Origin of the sequence: Bartonella sp. TT110JLCBS (genome assembly GCF_042193405.1) — a bacterium.
In the GTDB taxonomy this organism is placed as follows: Bacteria; Pseudomonadota; Alphaproteobacteria; order Rhizobiales; family Rhizobiaceae; genus Bartonella.
The window spans coordinates 81,809-101,221 of sequence record NZ_JBHILT010000004.1; the positions used below are offsets into that span (position 1 = coordinate 81,809).

Genomic DNA, 19,413 nt, shown 5'->3' on the forward strand with positions numbered 1-19,413 from the left:
AAACTGTATAATTTATGAAGTAGAAATACAATATTTATTAGCAAATTAACAAATAATACCAATCATACAAAAGTTTTTTTTATGAATAATCCATAGATTATTTGCAATTTAACAAAATATAAATAGATATATGTATAATAAAAGTGAAAATATTAAATCAATTTTTATAGAATATATTAAAAATATTTTTTATATTTACTTTTATATGTCTGTAATAAATTTAAGATTAAAAAACCTTCATTGGCTCTTTTATATATTGAGAAGGTTCTTGATTTGAAAATGAATTAGCGTGGATAAAGGGTAGATTGAGTTTTTTCTCATTTCAATTCGCTAGTTTTTTAAAGAGGTGGCAATAAGTTGAGATAAAATATTCGAATTTTGAAAATTTATTCTCTATATTTATAATATTTCAGAATTATGGTGTGCGCATATTAAGTCTTGTTTTTTACTTTAATGTAAGGTTCTATTTTGATATATGAGTGCGTTAAGATTTTGCATTAAAGATTTATATTTAAAGCTATGGAATGGTAGGAAGAAATGTGTTATTATTGACTGATCTACTTTATTTTATTCATTCTCTTAATTTATCATATGAAAGAATGTTTTTTGTTCCATATTTGTCGATTTAGAAGAGATATTTTTATTCTTTCTTACTAAGTCTTCAATATTCTTTAAATTGTTATTGATTATTTTTTAGAACTTTTCTTTATGGCAACTTGCATTTATCTGTTTTACAGATTTTCATTCTGAATTAAATATTTTATAAAGATTCTGAAATCTTTGAAGACAATAAATATTATATTTTTAGGAATGTTGATTGAATAAGCGGGGATAATTCTATTGGAGAAAATAAAGTGAATAGAGCGGGATATTTCTTTTGTTCTTATGGATATAGATATTCTTTGTGTTGATTGGCTCATCATTTAAACGATTTTTCAATGAAGATAGGGATCAGTGGTTAATAATGGCAGAAGCTTTAAAAGTTGGTGTTGCGGGACTTGGTACGGTTGGTACTTCAGTTGTTCTAGCTCTATGTGAAAAAGCGAATAGTTTAGCTTGTCAATGTGGGCGATTCATCAAAGTCGTTGCTGTTAGTGCACGCGATAAAGGCCGCAATCGTGGAATTGATCTCAGTGGCATAAAATGGTTTGATTCACCTGTGGAGTTGGCTGCTTCTGATGAGATTGATGTTTTTGTAGAGTTAATTGGTGGTGAATTGGATGTGGTGTATACCGCTGTTAAGAGAGCGCTTGAGGCGGGACATCATGTTGTAACAGCCAATAAAGCTCTTCTTGCTCAACATGGCGTAGAGCTGGCTATAATTGCAGAAAAAAAAGGTGTTTTTCTTCATTTTGAAGCAGCTGTTGCAGGGGGAATTCCTGTCATCAAAGCGATGAGAGAATCACTTGTCAGTAATCGCATATCGCGAATTTATGGTATTCTCAATGGAACATGTAATTATATATTAACACGCATGTTTACGGAAGGTCTTTCATTTAAAGATTGTTTAGCAGATGCACAGAGACTTGGGTATGCTGAAGCAGATCCAACTTTTGATATTGAGGGAAATGATACTGCTCATAAATTAGCTTTGTTGACAAGCTTGGCATTTGGAACAGCTGTTTCGTTAGATGATGTTTATGTTGAAGGAATTCATAATATTTCGCAAATTGATATTCGAGCAGCTGATGAATTGGGGTATCGGATTAAGCTTTTAGGGGTTGCATTAAAAACGGATTCTGGAATAGAGCAACGCGTTCATCCAACAATGGTACCAGCATCCTCAATGATTGCACAGATAAATGGTGTAACCAATGCTCTTTCTATTCAAAGTGATTTATTAGGTGAATTACTGTTTTCGGGTCCTGGCGCCGGAGGAAAGGCAACAGCATCAGCCGTTATTGGTGATTTGGCTGATATAGCAAAAGCGCGTTCTGGTTTTCAGTATGCACCTGTTTTAAGACGTCCAGCATTAGAACTTGCTCCTCATAAAAAAGCACGTATTTCGCATCATGCAGGTGGTTATTTTATTCGTTTAAATGTTCATGATCGTACTGGTGTTTTTGCCGCGGTCGCAAGGCATATGGCTGATAATCATATCTCATTGGAGTCGATTGTTCAAAGATCTTTTGTAGAAGATCAAATTGAAAAAACAATTATTTTAATTACGCATGAAACAACAGAGGTGAATGTACGACAAGCACTTGCAGAAATTGAAAAAGATGGACATCTTATTGCAAAATCTCAATTTATTCGTATTGAACGGATGGCAGAGAATTGATAACTTTTTTAATAATAACAAAAAGGCAAGCTTGAGTGCTTTTATCTCTTGTGAAAAGTTTTTATCTTTGCCAAAGCTTTATTCTTAGTGCTTAATAAGTACTCATATTTTTTCTGGTATTCATTCGGTAGGATTTCTCATATGCCCACAACTCAGAAGATTTTAAATGGACTTGATCGTATTTTGACGCTTGAATTGGTACGTGTCACTGAGCGTGCTGCTGTTGCTGCTGCACGCTGGCGCGGACGTGGCGATGAAAAGGCAGCGGATCAAGCTGCTGTAGATGCAATGCGGCAGGAACTTAATCGATTACCTATTGATGGTACAGTGGTGATTGGTGAAGGTGAGCGGGATGAAGCGCCTATGCTTTATATTGGAGAAAAGGTAGGTCTTCAAAGTGGATTGGCGATCGATATTGCACTTGATCCACTAGAGGGAACAACACTTTGTGCTAAAAATATTGCCAATTCTTTGGCAGCAGTTGCAATTGCTGAAAAGGGTAATCTCCTTTATGCCCCTGATGTTTATATGAATAAAATTGCTATTGGTCCTGGTTATCCAAAGGGAGTAGTCGATATAGACGCTTGTCCTACCGATAATATCCATGCTCTTGCAAAGGCTAAAGGAGTGGCTGTTAATCAGATTGTTGTTTGTATTATGGATAGACCTCGTCATGAAAAATTGGTTAATGAAGTACGAACGACAGGGGCGTCAATTCGCTTGATTGGTGATGGAGATGTGGCTGCTGTTATTGATACAACTGATCCAGAAGAAACAGGTATTGATATCTATATGGGGATTGGTGGAGCCCCTGAAGGTGTTTTAGCTTCTGCTGCTTTGCGTTGCATTGGGGGACAGATGCAAGGCCGTTTGCTGCTTGATACAGAAGAAAAAATTGCCCGTGCTGCTAAAATGGGGATTAGTGATCCCAATAAGGTTTATACAATGGAAGAAATGGCAAAAGGTGATGTTTTGTTTTCAGCAACAGGGGTGACAGATGGCAATATGCTTTCTGGTGTTAAATTTACACCTCGCTACATTCAAACGGAAACTCTCGTGATGCGTTCCCATACGGGTACAGTTCGTAATATTAAAGCACAGCATAGAGATCATTCAAAATTTGATTAATGTTTTCTTTTTTTGTCACTAAAAATAAAGGAAGTTTTTTAGGAAATACGCTTCCATGAATCTGCTTTCATGGAAGCGTTTATAGATATGAGAATACCCTTATTATTATGAGAGCTGCACAGAATGCACCCAGCCATTTTTATCTTCTATGTTCCCTTTTTGAAGGCCAACCAATTGTGTACGAAGCTGCTTTGTAATTTCTCCAACTGTTTCATTTCCGATAATAAATTCTCCCCCCTTATGTCTAAAGCGGCCAATTGATGTGACAACGGCAGCTGTACCACAAGCAAAGACTTCTTTAAGTTGTCCACTCTTTGCATCTTCTTGAAGAGATTTAAAAGAATAAGGACGCTCTTCTATTTTTAATCCCATTTGTTTTGCTAATTCTAAGAGTGAATGACGTGTTATTCCTGGAAGGATCGTTCCATTAAGTGGAGGGGTTATGAGTGTATTATTGTCCATAATAAAGAAGACATTCATACCACCAAGTTCTTCAATCCATTTATGTTCAACCATATCAAGGAAGAGCACTTGGCTACAATTGTTTTCAGTTGCATTTTTTTGTGCAAGTAAGCTTGCTGCATAGTTTCCACCACATTTGGCAGCCCCTGTCCCTCCTGGACCGGCTCGACTATAATCTGTTTCAATCCAGACGCTGACAGATTTTTCTTCTCCTTTGAAATAGGATTCAACTGGAGAGGCTATGATACAAAAAAGATATTCTTGAGAAGGGCGAACTCCCAAAAAGTTCTCATTGCCAAACATAAATGGACGTATATAGAGGCTAGCATTGGGATGATCGGAGACCCATTTTTGATCAATTTTGACTAATTGATGAACGGCATCTAGAAAAATATCTTTTGGTAATGCTGGCATAGCTAAACGCCTCGCTGATTCTATAAACCGTTGTGCATTGGCATCAGGACGGAAGAGCAAAATGCGTCCATCTTTTGCACGATATGCTTTTAAACCCTCAAAAATTTCTTGTCCGTAATGCAAAACGGTACTTGCAGGGCTAATTTCTAAAGCTTTGTATTGAGAAATAATGGCATTATGCCAGCCTTTGTCTTTAGTCCATTGAATGGTACACATGTGGTCTGTAAAAAATTGACCAAAACCGGGATTTTTTAGAATTTTTTCCCGTTTTTCTTCTGACAGAGGTGATGGATGTTTTTCGGTTTTAAAGGGAAGTGACGATATGGGAGATTTCATAAGAAAAACCTTTTGAGTATGTTTTATTTTTTATTAATAAAAATAATGAGATCTTTTGATCACAACTCTATTATTAGCAAAACCTTTGTGTCAATGTTTTATTATAGATTTCAGAGGCAGTGGTCGATATTTTTGCTTCTATTCTGGGCTCTTTTTCTCAACTTTATGAAGTAATCTGGAACCTTTATCTATATTTATCGTTTTCTCAAAATAAGTATCTGAATAATTTCATATTTTCTAGAAATTTAAAGGTAAGGGAATCGAGAAAAGGAATCCACTATGATTGATAAAAATTATCACACATTTGAAGAACGTATGGCAGAAGAAAGAAAAGATCGTGAACAGCGTGTTTCAATCGCTAAGGGTATTTTTGCTATTCTTCTTGCGATGGTTATTATCTGGTTTATTTTTGGTTTTTTAGGATCTTTTTTTGCGAAATCTCCTGAACATATTTCGCATTATAATACTCCAGAAACAAGTCAGACTGTAACGACGCCCCAAAAAGATTTAAATTCGCTCCCTTCTGTACCTTATACCTATAAGGGTACGCAGTGATTTTTTCATAAATATAATTTTTTAGATAGGGCGAAAATCGACGTAGATTAAAGAATAAAGTCAGTGCAAACAGATAAGCGAAAAAGATTGGACGATTTTAATTTCTGAAGTTTTTGATAAGTAATTAAATGGTATGGAAATAAATAATGCAACGGTTGTTAAAACCGCTGCATTATTGGTTTAGCGTGTGATGAAGCAGCTTCCACCAGAACTTTTAATGGATTCACAAAGGATTATGGCTTCATTACGGTCTTGCGCTTGAATCCGAACACGGTAATAAGTACCTTTTCCTGGTATAAAAGCGGATTGAATATTTAAAGAACGGGCCCCGATAAGGAATCCAAATTTAGATTTCATATTTTTTAACGAATTTCTAGCGAGCTCATGCGTTGGTTGAGATGCAAGTTGTACGTAATAACTTTCTGAATTTTGTGCTGCGACTCTGTTTGGTGATGTGGGGCGAGACGCGGCAGGCGTTTCAACTTGTGTATTTCTTTCTGCATGAGAAGGAATAGGAATAAATTTTTCTTCAATATTTGAGCTAGAATTATTTTCTGCGATTATTTTATCAATATTATTTTTGAGATCATGATCTCTTTCTTGATCGTTTATATCAGAATCATGCGACGAAACAAGGGACGAATCTTGAAGTTCATTAGAAGTTTGATCAATGCTTTCTTCAGATTGAGCAGCAGTTTTGCTGTTTGTTTGATGCGCAGGGGCTAGTGTAACTGTACCATCTTGATTGACAATAACAGTTTGTACTTCTCGCATTGGAATAGTATGATTTATGGCTTCTGTGACTGCATCTTCAACATCAGATTCATTTAAAGACGATGAGGAAACGCTTGAAGATTCTTCAGGGTTTAATTCTTTTAAATTTTCAGGTTGTTCAGAGTTATCAATAAGAAATTGTTGTGTATTTTCTTGTTTCTCATTTTGTTCAGTTGTTTGTTTATAGATATCTAAATTATGTGCAACATCATTTTTCGTGTCAGTTGTTTCTGGTTTGAATTTAAAAGGCGTATTATCAGCGTGGATAATGACCGTTTCTTCATTTTTTTGTGATGGCATAAAAAAGTGAGAATAACCAGCAAACCCAATTCCTATTAAAATAAGTATAAAAAAACCTTTAATGAAAGTTTTACCAAAAATAAAACTTTTTAAGGGAGGAGGAGCTGATGGAGGTGTGGAAACCTCATCTGAGCTTGTATATGGTGAATTCTCGGTAAAAGAGGGAGAATTGTACTCCATATTGGCAGCAGAAAAATAGTTGGCATTTTGTTCTTTAGAGTTTATATGAACACCTTCTTTTGAATTTTGCATAGTTTGTTGAAAAATTTCATTAAAAAACTCATTTTTCTGTTGTCTTTGAGAAAAATTGTCTGTTGGGACATTTCCTACATTGAGCACGTCAGCAAATTCTTCTTCTAAACTACTACCAGTCGGTACATCATATTCTGGGGCTTCATACGGGACTTCTGGAACCATAATAGGGCCAGTTTTTTCTACGATTTCCTCTGAAAATTTATAAGTATCAACAGTGGGAGGAGGAGTATCTCTGCCCGTATAGTTATGGGCAAAAAAGCTATCCGTTTGTTTTGTATTGAGGGAGGCTGATGAGGAAAGAAACTCATCTAAATTATTTTTGTTATATGAAATTTCTCTGTTTAGGTTAGAGATATTTTCAGTGTTATTGATGTGTTGGGTTTGAGCTTCATTATATATCGGAACTTTTTCGCTATAAGTTTCTTGTTGTGAGGGGTTTTCTTCAAAAAAATGGGGATAATTGGTTGTATGATCTTCTTGTGAAGCCCCCTTTAAATAAGATTGTCTATCAACTGGTGGAGAATCTAAAGGTGAGGAGAAGGTACTTGTTGTTTGATTTCTTGCAGTGTTTTGTTTTTCTGACTCAAGATTAGAAGATGAGAAAAACTCATTTTCCTCTGTAGAAAAGGAGACATCAGGATAATCTTTTTTAATCAAATTTTCTTGATCAGCTGAAATTTTATAGGGATGGTTTATAGGAGTGTCATAGAAGTTTTGATTGTCATCATAAGTTTTTTGTATATTCGTAGTCTCAGGTTGTTGTGAATTTATTTGTGAAAAACGATTGGTTCGTTCAACATCTTCAGGCATCTCTCTCTTATTTTCGCGCCTTTCAGATTTATCAAAAAAGAAATTTTCTGATTCTGATTGTGACATAAGATTACTTTTTTCAAGAAAAGGATTAGCACTGGTTGCTGTTGTTTTCTGTTGAGGTGATTGATTCTTTGGGATTGGTAATGGAGAAAGTGCATCTAAAATTTGTTCTTCATCATGGCTGCTAGGTGAAGAATATTTCTCTTTAGATAAATTATTTCGTTTTGAATGGTTGAAAGAAGCAGCTTGTGCAATATCTGAGGCTGTTGCGTTGCTGATTGCATGCAAGTCCCATTGTTTTTTTTGATCATTGAACGGTAAGTCATGTGCTAAATTATTTTCAAGTTCCTCTTCTAGAAAGGACAAATCAAAATCATTATCATGGGGCGATGTTTCAGGGTGAGATGTTGATCGATCTGTTTTTAAAGAAGATTGCTCATTTTTGTTTCCGCTTTGTTTGTGCGGATTAAAAATGCGCGTAAGCCTTTCTAAGGGATCATGGTGTTCATGATCGTGTTTTGTTTCGTGTAGATTTTTGCGATCGTTATCGCTCATAGCTTTTCTCACATGATGGTTTGCACTTACGTGCAATCAATGGTTGATTTTGATTTGTTATATTAAAATTATAAATTTTCCCCCTCTCATGCAAGGATACATGAAAAAGTTTATCAATAGAGTACCTATTGTATGTATTTATAGAACTTTTTCAACGCATTTCTATGGGGGCTTCGACTCCTATGATGGTAAGCCCTGATGATAAAGTATTGATAACAGCTTGTATCAATCCCAATCTTGCAAAGGATAATTCTTTATCATCAGGTTGAATAAAGCGTAAATTGAGATTTTCACTCCCTTTATTCCAATGGGTGTGAAAGCTGGAAGCAAGGTCATAAAGATAAAACGCTAATCGATGCGGTTCCTTATGAACTACGGCCTGTTCAATGATACGTGGATATTCAGAAAGTTTGCGTATTAACAATATTTCATGGTCATCTGTTAATCGATGAAGATGGGCAATCAATGTATCATTTGAAAAGCTTTTAATATGAAGCGCTTCTTGTGCTTGACGAAAGACTGAGTGACAACGTGCACTTGCATATTGTACGTAAAAGATGGGGTTATCTTTTGATTGTTCTGTTACTTTTGCAAAGTCAAAATCAAGAGGCGCTTCACACTTACGGTATAGCATCATAAAACGTACAGGATCACGACCAACTTCCTCGACAACATCGCGTAGCGTGACAAAAGATCCTGCTCTTTTTGACATGCGTACAGGATGACCGTTGCGAAAAAGTTTTACCAATTGACACAAGAAGACGCTTAATTTAGCTTTATCCCCAGAAATTGCTTTTGCCATTGCCTCTAGCCGCTTTACATAGCCAGCATGGTCTGCGCCTAGAATATAAATCATTTCATCAAAATGACGATTAAATTTATCCCTAAAATAAGCAACATCAGCAGCAAAATAAGTGTAAGAACCGTCAGATTTGACTAAAACACGGTCTTGGTCATCACCGACATTTGTTGAACGGAATAAAGTTTGTTCGTTTGGTTCCCAGTCTTCTATATTTTGTCCCTTGGGAGGGGGGAGTTTTCCTTTGTAGATATAACCATTTAAAGTGAGGTCGTTGATGGTGTTACGAATGGCGCGTGCATTATCTGCATAAAGCATTCGCTCAGAGAAAAAGATATCATGATAAATATTAAGAGCAGCCAAATCTTCGCGAATCATGGACATCATTGCATGAATTGCACGTTCTTTCACAAGAGATAAGGCTTCATCTTTATCCATCGTGAGGAGTTGGTCACCAAACTCTTGAGCAAGCGATTGACCCAATGGTATCAAGTATTCTCCAGGATAGAGTCCTTCTGGAATTTCATTAATTTTTTGCCCAAGAGCCTCACGATAGCGCAATAGTACAGAGTGGGCGAGGACTTCGATTTGTTGACCAGCATCATTGATATAATATTCTTTTGTAATGTTATAGCCCGTAAACTGCAGCAAATTGGAGAGAACATCCCCAACAACCGCTCCACGGCAGTGTCCTACATGCATTGGTCCTGTCGGATTTGCTGAGACATATTCAACATTGACGCGTTTTCCTTGTCCCATTGGAATACGACCATAAGAAGTGCCTAATTCAAGCATGGATTTTATAGCATTTTGCCAAAATAATTTTGTAAGCTTTATATTTATAAAACCAGGACCGGCAACATCTATATTTTCGATAGAGGAATCATTTTTAAGAAGTTCTATGATTTTATCGGCAAGTGCACGGGGATTGAGCCCAATAGATTTTGCAAGCACCATAGCAGCATTGGTTGATAAATGACCATGGGAGGAATCACGCGGAGGATCAACAGTGATTTTTGATAAATCTAGATCTTCTCCATTTTTTCCTTTTATATCAGATAATTCAATTGATCTTTTAATTTTTTTTTCGAAGTTTTTAAAGATATTCATATTTAGCTTCCATGATGATGCCAAAAGCCATTAAACGAAATTATCTGTATGGTCAAATAAACGCTGATATTCACGTAGAGCGTAGTGATCCGTCATGCCTGAAAGAAAGTCAGCAATCAAACGTGCTAATTCTTGATTTTTTAAGTGCACTGTTTTGCTCTGCCAACTTTCAGGCATTGTATTTGGATTTTCATAATAACAATTGAATAATTTTTGTACAATGCATTTTGCTGCATTGCGACGACTAAGAACTTGTTCATGGTAGTAAAGATTTTTAAATAAAAAGTTTTTTAGTTCTTTTTCATAAACGGTCATTGTCGGTGAAAAGGTGACAATGGTTTGTTTTGCTTGGTGAATATCGTTTATGCTGGTTGGTTTGATGCGTGCTAAATTTTCTTGTGATTGTTTGATAACATCTTCAACCATGGTTGTTATTTGTCTTCGTACAAGTGTGTAACCGCGACGCGCTTGGTCGAGGTGGGGATGCTCATCTGTTATATCTTTTAATATTGCTGCTGTTAGTGGAACATGTTCAAATTGATCGAGTGTTAAAAATTGCGAACGTAGACCATCATCAATATCATGCGCATTGTATGCGATATCATCTGCAATAGCAGCACATTGCGCTTCTAGCCCTGCAAAACAATCGAGTGCAAGGTCTTGCTTTGCATTGTATTGTAAAATATCGATAGGAACCTCCTTATTCTTTGCGTGAGGACCTAAAAGGGGACCATTATGCTTTACAAGTCCTTCGAGGGTTTCCCATGTAAGGTTAAGTCCATCAAAATTTGCATAGCGCTGTTCTAATTTTGTGACAATGCGTAATGCTTGTGCATTATGATCAAAGCCGCCATAATGTACCATGGCTTCATTAAGAGCATCTTCTCCAGCATGGCCAAAGGGTGTGTGTCCAAAGTCGTGAACAAGGGCAATGGCTTCGGCAAGGTCTTCATCAAGACACAGGGCACGGGCTAATGTTCTTGCAATTTGAGAAACCTCTATGGAATGGGTTAGACGAGTACGGTAATGATCGCTTTCATCAGCAATAAACACTTGTGTTTTATGTTTAAGACGTCGAAATGCATTAGAATGGATAATACGATCTCTATCTCGTTGAAAAGGTGAGCGTGTAGTGCTCATTGTTTCATAGTATAACCGACCACGGCTTGTTTGTGGATGAGCACTGTATACTGCGCGAGATTGGTAATTGAAGTTGATATTTCCTATATCCATTGCAAGCTGTCCATTATCATCTTAAAATTGAGAGTGGTTTATGACAAATAAACTGCTCTGTAAGTGTGGGATACTCTTTCTTGATGGTTTAATGCAAGGATATATAAAATGAATGTGAAAATTTCAGATGTTGCTGCTAAAAAAATTGCACAGATACTTTTGCGTGAACCCGATAAAATAGCCTTACGTATTTCTGTTGAAGGTGGTGGGTGTTCTGGTTTTTCTTATAAATATGACTTGGTTTCTGAAATGTGTGAAGATGACCTCGTTCTCAAAAAAGACGGGGCAGTTGTGTTTATTGATTTACTATCACTTCCTTTCATGGAAGGAGCTGAGATTGATTTTGTTGATGATCTTATGGGACAGTCTTTTCAAATCCACAATCCCAATGCTGTTTCATCATGTGGTTGTGGTGTAAGTTTCTCAATTTAAAATGATGGCTGTGTGATATTGTTTCTTGAAAAAAAGATCATGTTGATCAACAATGCAAAAATGGGTATTCTTATAAAAATAGTGCACCGATGTGTATGGTTGTGCGTGGTACTTGCTTTATTGACTTGGAGCCACTGTGCTTTTTCTGAAGCAGGAGAAGGGCAAGATCAGCAGCAGGGACAATCAAGGAGTTTTATTGTCAAGACTCAAGAGCAGGAAAACGAAAACTTAGCCTCTCAAACACAACTCATTTTGAAGGCTCGATTAACAAAGAGTCATCCGGATATTGAAAAAGGGCTTGTCTGGCGGGTTTATGCCCCTATTCTAGGGATTGATAATAAATTACCATTAGTGGCAACCTATAAGGGGGGAAGTGCACGTTTTGATCTCGAACCAGGAAATTATCTTGTTCATGTCTCATTTGGTCATATGAGTGCTGTGCGCCATATTCGTTTAGAAAATGGGCAGAATCTTGTAAAAAACTTTAATCTTGAGGCTGGTGGTGTCATTTTAAATGCAACACTGCTCAATGGTGTAATGAATGAAAAAGAACTCCGTTTCACTATCTATGAGGATGAAAAAGAAAATGATGATACGGGAGTGATTATATCAAATGTTAAACCCCAATCAGTTGTGCGTTTAAAAGCTGGCCGCTACCATGTTGCTTCCCATTATGGTTCTATTAATGCGACCGCTCGTTCGGATATTCAGGTGGATGCTGGTAAAATAACAGAAATTACTCTTGAACATCAGGCCGCTCAGATTGTCTTAAAGCTGGTACGACAAGAAGGAGGAGAAGCGCTTGCAGATACAAGTTGGTCTCTTGCCAATGATTCTGGTGATATCGTTTATGAAACAGTTGGTGCGTATGTTTCACTTGTGTTAGCAGAGGGAGAGTATATTGCAATTGCTAAAAATAAAGATAAAATCTATCAAAAAGTTTTTTCAGTCGTTTCTGGTCATGATGAAGATATAAGTGTGGTAGCGAATGAAGAAAATATGCAACGAGTTGATGAAGATGTGGATTGATCTTTGTTCATGGGGGTAAACTATGATGAAAGACGGGGTATGAATTTTGATTGAAATTTCAACAGTTGGTGTGTTTTTTGCTGGGGCTCTCTCTTTTTTGTCACCATGCGTTTTGCCGTTAGTTCCTCCTTATTTGTGCTATATGGCAGGAATTGGTATTGATGATTTTCGTTCAGAAAAGCCTGCTGAGAAAGTCTTTATAAGGTGGGCTTTATTGTCTTCTGTTATTGCTTTTGTTCTTGGGTTTACGACTGTTTTTGTTGCTTTAGGTGCCAGTGCTAGCACAATTGGTCAATTCATCGGTTATTATCGTGATTGGTTTGCTCTTGCTGCTGGAATTGTCATTATTATTTTTGGTTTAAACTTTTTGGGGATTTTCAAAATCGCTTTTTTATTTCGTGAGGCGCGTTTTCAGACCAAAAAAACACCTGCTGGTCCTTTAGGCGCGTATATTATAGGTTTAGCTTTTGCCTTTGGCTGGACACCTTGTATTGGTCCCATTTTAGGTCCTATTATAACGCTTGCTGGAACAAAAGAAACTGTGGGAGAGGGAGCTGTTCTCTTAGCGGTTTATGCATTAGGTCTTGCTATTCCTTTTATGTTGGCAGCTTTATTTTCGAGCAGTTTTATGCGATTTTTAGGCGCTTTTCGTATTCATTTAGGAAAAGTTGAAAAAATTATTGGTGTTTTTCTTATTCTTACAGGGATTTTGTTTTTAACAGGTTCTATGCAGGATCTTTCATTTTGGCTTTTAGAACATTATCCTTCGTTGAGTTATATTGAAGATATTCGTTGGCACGATATTATGAATTTTTTTGGATTTTCTCGTTAGTCTTATGTGTTTTTATGGTTAGAAGTTGTCTTTCTATTGTTCTTGCCGCAGGTGAGGGGACGCGCATGAAATCGTCTCTGCCTAAGGTACTTCATAAAATTGCTGGATTGCCTCTTATATGCCATGTTCTAAAACAAATAGAATTGGCAGGCTCTTCACAATTAGCAGTTGTTGTGGGATGTGGTGCTAAGGAGGTTACGCACGTTGTTCAGTCATTTGTAAAAGATGTAATGATTTTTGAACAAAAAGAGCGTTTAGGAACAGCCCATGCTGTTTTGTCTGCTCGTTTAGCTTTGCAAAAGGGAGTGGATGATGTTCTTATTGTTTTTGGTGATACTCCTCTCATTCAGCAAGATTCATTGCACCAAATGCGTGCACAGCTTGCTGATGGAGCAGATGTTGTTTTTGCAGGTTTTCATACCCAAAATCCAACAGGTTATGGGCGTCTTCTCGAGAAAAATGGTCAATTGATTGCAATCGTAGAAGAAAAAGACGCTAGCGATGAAGAAAAAAAGATTTCTTTTTGTAACGGTGGAATACTCGCTATGCGCGGAAAACACGCACTTTCTCTTTTAGAGAAGGTTGGTAATAACAATGTGAAAAAAGAATATTACTTAACAGAGATTGCTTCTCTTGCAACACGCAAAGGATTAGATATGCGTGTTGTTGAAGTTCCTTTTGAAGATATTGTAGGAATTAATAACTGTTTTGAGCTTTCTCAGGCTGATTCTTTATGGCAGAAACGTAAAGCACACAATTTAATGTTATCAGGTGTTACAATTTTAAAACCAGAAACAGTCTATTTTTCTTATGATACAGAAATTGAACCAGGTGTGGTGATAGAACCAAATGTTTATTTTGGATTAGGCGTAAAAATACACTCTGGTGCTGTTGTTCACGCATTTAGTTATCTAGAAGGTGCTGTAGTTGGGACGGATGCACAAATTGGTCCCTATGCACGTTTGCGTCCTGGAACAGAGTTGGCGAAGTCCGTAAAGATTGGAAATTTTTGTGAAGTCAAACAAGCTAAGGTAGGAGAATCTTCTAAAATCAATCATTTGAGTTATATTGGTGATGCTGAAATTGGTGCACATACCAATATTGGAGCCGGTACGATTACTTGCAATTATGATGGATTTAACAAATATAAAACCATGATTGGTGATCATGCTTTTGTTGGCTCTAATACGGCACTTGTTTCCCCATTGATAATAGGGGATGGCTCTTATGTTGCTTCAGGAAGTGTTATTACTGAAAATATTCCTATGAACAGTATGGCTTTTGGGCGTGCACGACAGGTTATAAAAGAGGGCTATGCGACACAATTTCGAGAGCGTTTGTTAAAGAAAAACTTGTCAGAAAACAAACAGAAAAAATGATCTTTTTCAGTTTATTTCTTTGTTTAGTGCTGATTTAACGATGGATGGGAGGTTTATTCTTAAAGATTGCCGTACTCCATGTTTGAATTATTTTTATTATTTATAGTTTTAAATAAAGGCTGTTGGATTGTTTTATAAGATTTAAATCTTAAGATGTGAGTTGGAGCTTTTTAATGTGTGGAATTATTGGAATTCTTGGAAAGAGGTGCGTTACGTCCTCTTTGCTTGAGGGGTTAAAGCGTCTTGAATATAGAGGATATGATTCATCTGGGGTGGCAACGGTCCATAATGGACATCTTTATCGTATGCGTGCTGAGGGGAAGCTTGTTCATTTAGAAGAAAAATTAAAAAAAACACCTCTGGAGGGAAGTTTAGGGATTGGTCATACCCGTTGGGCTACGCATGGAATTGCTGTTGAACGCAATGCGCATCCCCATGTGACTGAAAAGCTTGCGGTTGTTCATAATGGTATTATTGAAAATTTTGTAGAATTGCAAAAGGAACTCATAGAGGATGGTTATATCTTTGAAACAGAAACGGATACGGAAGTTATTGCACATTTAATAACGCGTGCATTAAAAGATGGTCTTTCTCCGCAAGAAGCCATGTGTACTAGTTGGAAAAGGTTGCAGGGGGCTTTTGCTCTTGCTCTTATTTTCGAAGGTGAAGATAACCTTATGATTGCAGCTTGTTCTGGTCCACCTCTGGCAATTGGTTATGGAAAAGATGAATTTTTTGTGGGGTCAGATGCCATTGCTTTGGCACCATTTGTTGATTATATTAGCTATATGGAAGATGGGGATTGGGCTGTTCTCACACGGGAAGGTGTCACAATTTATGATGCTAACAACCAACCGGTAAAACGTCCTGTGACGACATTACTTGAAGGGGCTTTATTGATTTCTAAGGGTAATCATCGTCATTTTATGCACAAGGAAATGTTTGAACAACCTGAAGTAATTTCTCATAATTTGGCTCATTATCTTGACCTTGGAAATTATGCGGTTCGACCGCTTGAGAATTTGATTGATTGGAAAAATATTCATCGGCTCCTTTTTGCGAGTTGTGGAACGGCATATTATTCAACCTTAGTTGCGCGCTATTGGTTTGAGAAATTTGCTGCTTTAAGTGTTGATAATGATGTTGCTTCGGAATTTCGTTATCGTGAACCTCCTATAACGTCTGATGCGTTATCGCTGTTTGTTTCTCAATCTGGTGAAACAGCGGATACATTGGCTTCTTTGCGTTATTGTCGTGAACGGGGTATAAAAACAGCAACAATTGTGAATGTTGAACAATCAACAATGGCAAGGGAGGCTGATTTTATTCTCCCAACACTTGCGGGACCAGAAATTGGTGTTGCTTCAACAAAAGCTTTTACCTGTCAATTGGCAACGCTTGCTTCACTCGCTCTTAGTGCTGCTAAACAACGTGGTTATCTTACAGTTCAAATGGAACAACAATTGGTTCAACAGTTGGCAGAAGTTCCCCGTATTTTAAATGAGGTCTTACAATTAGAAGGAAAAATTGAATCTATTTGTCGTGATTTGGTGAATGCAAAAAGTGTTCTTTATCTGGGACGTGGAACTTCTTATCCAATTGCTTTGGAGGGAGCCCTTAAATTGAAAGAGCTTTCTTATATTCATGCTGAAGGTTATGCGGCGGGTGAGTTGAAGCATGGGCCAATTGCGTTGGTAGATGAGACAATACCCGTTATTGTTGTTGCACCTTATGATCGGTGGTTTGAAAAAACTTTTTCTAATATGCAAGAAGTGGTAGCGCGCAATGGTCGTATTATTTTAATAACCGATAAAAAAGGAGCAGAAGTAGCTTGTCTTAAGACTTTATCAACGATCACTTTACCAGATGTTCCAGAATTTATTTCTCCTATTATTTATGCTTTACCCATTCAGTTAATCGCTTATCATACGGCTGTTTTATTAGGAACAGATGTTGATCAACCCCGTAATTTAGCAAAATCAGTCACGGTTGAATAAAAGTATATTTCTGAATCTTTTGGAGAATAATCAAGTGTAAGAAATTGATTTATAATGATAGCTTATTTTCCATTCTTCTCTGTTGATCGCGAATACCGGAGACAGGTCTTTTCTTTCTCAATCCTTTGCGATAAAACGAAAAATATTTTCTTACCTATCAAAAAATAGATCAGTTATGTGAATATAATGGTAGAAAAAGACGCAATATTGCTTCTACTGTTTTAATGCAAGAATAATTCAGATTGAAAGAGAAGATAGTGCTGTTGATTTGTTATTCGTTCATGAAGCATAAAGATGGTAAGAGACTGCGTAGATCATTTATGGGTAATTCTAAGAGAAAATCATATTTGAACAGAGAGGTATTTAAGTTTTTTATTAGAGGGTTTTTGTTATCCTGCTCGTAAGAGGCGTGCAGCATCGTTGTGTCCGAAAAGATAAAGGAGCAACCGTAAAGCTTGTCCTTGCTCAGAAGAAAGATGAGGATCGCGTTGTAAAAATAAACGAGCATCTTTTCTTGCCATTGACAAAAGATCGCTATGAACTGCAAGGTTTGCTATATGAAATTCAGGGACTCCGGATTGTTTTGTACCTAAAAGTTCTCCTTCGCCTCGTAGGCGCCAATCTTCTTCAGCAATTTCAAAACCATCTTCTGTATTGCGGATAATATTAAGGCGTGTTGCTGCTGTTTTAGTCAGTGGATCTTTATAGAGCAAAATGCAGGAAGATTTTTTATCGCCTCGTCCTACACGTCCACGTAATTGGTGCAATTGTGAAAGGCCAAAATGTTCCGCGTGTTCGATGATAATGATCGAAGCATCTGGAATATCTACTCCCACTTCAATGACGGTGGTTGCAACTAAAATACGTGTATTTCCACATTTAAAAGATGCCATAGCGGCTTCTTTTTCTGCTGTAGACATTTTTCCATGGATCATACCAACGTGTGCTCCAAAGCGCTCATGGAGAAATGCAAAGCGGTTTTCAATTGAAGTGAGATCAAGAGCTGTCGATTCCTCTACTAAAGGACAAATCCAATAGAGCTTTTCTCCTTTTTCTAATGCAATTGCGATTCTCGCTATAAGCTCATGAAGACGTTTCAAAGAAAGCGTTGCTGTTGTAATGGGTTGTCGTCCCATTGGTTTTTCGGTAATTTTAGAGACATCCATATCACCAAAAGCTGTTAAGACAAGTGTGCGCGGAATGGGCGTGGCGGTCATAACCAGCATATCAGCTTTATTGCCTTTTTCTGTAAGAGCGATACGTTGATGGACACCAAAACGGTGTTGTTCATCGATAATGGTTAAAGCGAGATTATTATAAGTAACGCTGTTTTGTATGAGAGCATGAGTTCCGATGACAATAGAAACTTGACCTGACAGAATATCATTCACGATATTTGTCCGCAATTTCCCTTTTTCTCGTCCTGTTAAAAGCGTTGTTTGTAATCCGACCTTTTCGGCAAGAGGAGCGATGGTGGCAAAATGTTGCCTAGCAAGCACTTCAGTTGGTGCCATTAAAGCTGATTGTCCTGAATTTTCAGCAATTTGTGCCATTGCCATCAATGCAACAACAGTTTTTCCTGCGCCTACATCACCTTGAAGTAGTCTTAGCATCGGTTCTGGTGAAGCAAGATCATTTGCGATATCTTCTACTGCTTTTTTTTGTCCGGTTGTGAGTTGAAAGGGGAGGATATTAAGCAATTTTTTAGTATAAATTCCTGTTGATGGTCGAGAAGTGCCAACAAGAGATTTAGTTTTCAAACGCACGAGTCCTAGTGCCAATTGACAAGCGAGCAATTCATCATAGGCAAGGCGCTTACGTGCTGTACTTTCTAAGGATAGATCATTGGGGTTAATGGGCGCATGGATACGGCGTAAAGCAACAGAAAAAGAAGGAAAATTTTGCTGCTTTTTTACATTTTCATCTATCCATTCTGGGAGGAGAGGAATAAAATCAAGAGTGTTTTGTATGGCGCGTCTTAGTGTCTTTACAGTTAGTCCTGCAGTAGAGGGATAGACAGGTTCGATGAGAGGTATCTGATTTGATTGTTCGCTTGGGGCAATATAGTCTGGATGCGCCATTGAAAGCTGTCCATTAAACCATTCAACTTTTCCTGATATAATGACTTTTTTTCCTTCGGGGAGTTGTTTTTTTAGCCAAAGAGGTTGAGCATGAAAAAAGACTAAATTTATTTTTCCTGTGTGATCATGGGCAATAACACGATAGGGAATTCGGTTGTGACCACGGGGTGGTGGTTGATGCTGATCGATGATAATTTCGAGCGTAACAGTATCTCCTTCTTTTGCACAAGTAATGTTGGGACGCATTCTGCGGTCTATAACGGAATGGGGCATTAATTGAAGAAGGTCAATAAGGGTTGCTTCGCGTTGTGTGGGATTAACATCTAAGAGTTTGGTCAATAAACCATAGACTTTAGGTGTAATACCAGAAAGAGTTCGGATAGAATTAAAAAGTGGGGTAAGAAGACTTGGAGGCATGAGCAAATTTAACCTGCCCTTTTTGTTTTTTCTAGACCTTTAGAAGAGCTTTTTGGGGATAAAGTCATAAAGACAAGGTTGCTTTATTTACACATTGAACTTTAGGAAGAGAAATTAATATTTAAAGAAAAATACAATTAAATGGTCAAAAATTAAAGTACTTAGATGAGGTATATTGTTTTTCTTTTTATTTTAGGTGTTTATTTGCTGTGAATAGAAGCATTTTCTTGA

At 37.1% G+C, this 19,413-nt stretch carries 13 protein-coding genes; 8 read left to right on the top strand and 5 right to left on the bottom strand.

Annotated features, from left to right (window positions below; genetic code table 11):
• Positions 1-964: 964 nt before the first annotated feature.
• Both ACFILW_RS03145 and glpX read left to right on the top strand, forming a co-directional pair.
• Complete coding sequence (locus ACFILW_RS03145; RefSeq protein WP_375685160.1) at positions 965-2,281, top strand: homoserine dehydrogenase; 1,317 nt, start codon at positions 965-967, stop codon at positions 2,279-2,281.
• Between the two features lie 141 nt (positions 2,282-2,422).
• The gene (gene glpX / locus ACFILW_RS03150; RefSeq protein ID WP_375685161.1) at positions 2,423-3,409 is read left to right on the top strand and encodes a class II fructose-bisphosphatase; all 987 of its coding nucleotides are present in this window, start codon (positions 2,423-2,425) and stop codon (positions 3,407-3,409) included.
• 105 nt (positions 3,410-3,514) lie between these two features.
• Here glpX and ACFILW_RS03155 read toward each other — a convergent pair whose 3' ends face one another.
• Positions 3,515-4,621 carry a branched-chain amino acid aminotransferase gene (locus ACFILW_RS03155; protein ID WP_375622391.1) on the bottom strand — a complete coding sequence of 369 codons (1,107 nt, stop codon included), beginning with the start codon at positions 4,619-4,621 and terminating at the stop codon, positions 3,515-3,517.
• A gap of 279 nt (positions 4,622-4,900) precedes the next feature.
• Between ACFILW_RS03155 and ACFILW_RS03160 the strand changes: the two genes are divergently transcribed.
• Entirely contained in the window at positions 4,901-5,176 is a 276-nt protein-coding gene (locus ACFILW_RS03160; RefSeq protein WP_375622392.1) for a hypothetical protein, read from the top strand.
• A 180-nt stretch (positions 5,177-5,356) separates the two neighbouring features.
• Here the strand turns inward: ACFILW_RS03160 and ACFILW_RS03165 are convergent, their stop codons facing one another.
• The 3 genes from ACFILW_RS03165 to ACFILW_RS03175 all read right to left on the bottom strand — a co-directional run bounded on the left by ACFILW_RS03165 (position 5,357) and on the right by ACFILW_RS03175 (position 11,015).
• Positions 5,357-7,873 (bottom strand): SPOR domain-containing protein, encoded by a 2,517-nt coding sequence (locus ACFILW_RS03165; protein ID WP_375685162.1) that lies wholly within the window; start codon positions 7,871-7,873, stop codon positions 5,357-5,359.
• Positions 7,874-8,024: 151 nt separating this feature from the next.
• Entirely contained in the window at positions 8,025-9,782 is a 1,758-nt protein-coding gene (gene argS / locus ACFILW_RS03170; RefSeq protein ID WP_375622394.1) for an arginine--tRNA ligase, read from the bottom strand.
• A gap of 30 nt (positions 9,783-9,812) precedes the next feature.
• Positions 9,813-11,015: a deoxyguanosinetriphosphate triphosphohydrolase gene (locus ACFILW_RS03175; RefSeq protein WP_375622395.1), complete on the bottom strand. Its 1,203-nt coding sequence runs from the start codon at positions 11,013-11,015 to the stop codon at positions 9,813-9,815.
• Between the two features lie 108 nt (positions 11,016-11,123).
• Between ACFILW_RS03175 and ACFILW_RS03180 the strand changes: the two genes are divergently transcribed.
• From ACFILW_RS03180 to glmS, 5 genes are all read left to right on the top strand, one after another.
• Complete coding sequence (locus tag ACFILW_RS03180; RefSeq protein ID WP_273791197.1) at positions 11,124-11,447, top strand: iron-sulfur cluster assembly accessory protein; 324 nt, start codon at positions 11,124-11,126, stop codon at positions 11,445-11,447.
• Between the two features lie 39 nt (positions 11,448-11,486).
• Entirely contained in the window at positions 11,487-12,476 is a 990-nt protein-coding gene (locus ACFILW_RS03185) for a carboxypeptidase regulatory-like domain-containing protein (RefSeq protein WP_375685163.1), read from the top strand.
• Between the two features lie 43 nt (positions 12,477-12,519).
• On the top strand, positions 12,520-13,308 hold the full coding sequence (locus ACFILW_RS03190; RefSeq protein ID WP_375622469.1) for a cytochrome c biogenesis CcdA family protein: 789 nt from the start codon (positions 12,520-12,522) through the stop codon (positions 13,306-13,308).
• 14 nt (positions 13,309-13,322) lie between these two features.
• On the top strand, positions 13,323-14,687 hold the full coding sequence (gene glmU / locus ACFILW_RS03195; RefSeq protein ID WP_375685164.1) for a bifunctional UDP-N-acetylglucosamine diphosphorylase/glucosamine-1-phosphate N-acetyltransferase GlmU: 1,365 nt from the start codon (positions 13,323-13,325) through the stop codon (positions 14,685-14,687).
• Positions 14,688-14,860: 173 nt separating this feature from the next.
• Positions 14,861-16,684: a glutamine--fructose-6-phosphate transaminase (isomerizing) gene (glmS, locus tag ACFILW_RS03200; RefSeq protein WP_375685165.1), complete on the top strand. Its 1,824-nt coding sequence runs from the start codon at positions 14,861-14,863 to the stop codon at positions 16,682-16,684.
• Between the two features lie 389 nt (positions 16,685-17,073).
• On the opposite strand, the gene recG is transcribed toward glmS, so the two are convergent.
• The gene (recG, locus tag ACFILW_RS03205) at positions 17,074-19,182 is read right to left on the bottom strand and encodes an ATP-dependent DNA helicase RecG (protein ID WP_375613094.1); all 2,109 of its coding nucleotides are present in this window, start codon (positions 19,180-19,182) and stop codon (positions 17,074-17,076) included.
• Between the last annotated feature and the right edge of the window lie 231 nt (positions 19,183-19,413).

Bases quoted from the DNA above. Each gene is read 5' to 3' on its own strand.
- ACFILW_RS03145 (WP_375685160.1), top strand. From the start codon at position 965: ATGGCAGAAGCTTTAAAAGTTGGTGTTGCGGGACTTGGTACGGTTGGT.
- glpX (WP_375685161.1), top strand. From the start codon at position 2,423: ATGCCCACAACTCAGAAGATTTTAAATGGACTTGATCGTATTTTGACG.
- ACFILW_RS03155 (WP_375622391.1), bottom strand. From the start codon at position 4,621: ATGAAATCTCCCATATCGTCACTTCCCTTTAAAACCGAAAAACATCCA.
- ACFILW_RS03160 (WP_375622392.1), top strand. From the start codon at position 4,901: ATGATTGATAAAAATTATCACACATTTGAAGAACGTATGGCAGAAGAA.
- ACFILW_RS03165 (WP_375685162.1), bottom strand. From the start codon at position 7,873: ATGAGCGATAACGATCGCAAAAATCTACACGAAACAAAACACGATCAT.
- argS (WP_375622394.1), bottom strand. From the start codon at position 9,782: ATGAATATCTTTAAAAACTTCGAAAAAAAAATTAAAAGATCAATTGAA.
- ACFILW_RS03175 (WP_375622395.1), bottom strand. From the start codon at position 11,015: ATGGATATAGGAAATATCAACTTCAATTACCAATCTCGCGCAGTATAC.
- ACFILW_RS03180 (WP_273791197.1), top strand. From the start codon at position 11,124: ATGAATGTGAAAATTTCAGATGTTGCTGCTAAAAAAATTGCACAGATA.
- ACFILW_RS03185 (WP_375685163.1), top strand. From the start codon at position 11,487: ATGTTGATCAACAATGCAAAAATGGGTATTCTTATAAAAATAGTGCAC.
- glmU (WP_375685164.1), top strand. From the start codon at position 13,323: ATGGTTAGAAGTTGTCTTTCTATTGTTCTTGCCGCAGGTGAGGGGACG.
- glmS (WP_375685165.1), top strand. From the start codon at position 14,861: ATGTGTGGAATTATTGGAATTCTTGGAAAGAGGTGCGTTACGTCCTCT.
- recG (WP_375613094.1), bottom strand. From the start codon at position 19,182: ATGCCTCCAAGTCTTCTTACCCCACTTTTTAATTCTATCCGAACTCTT.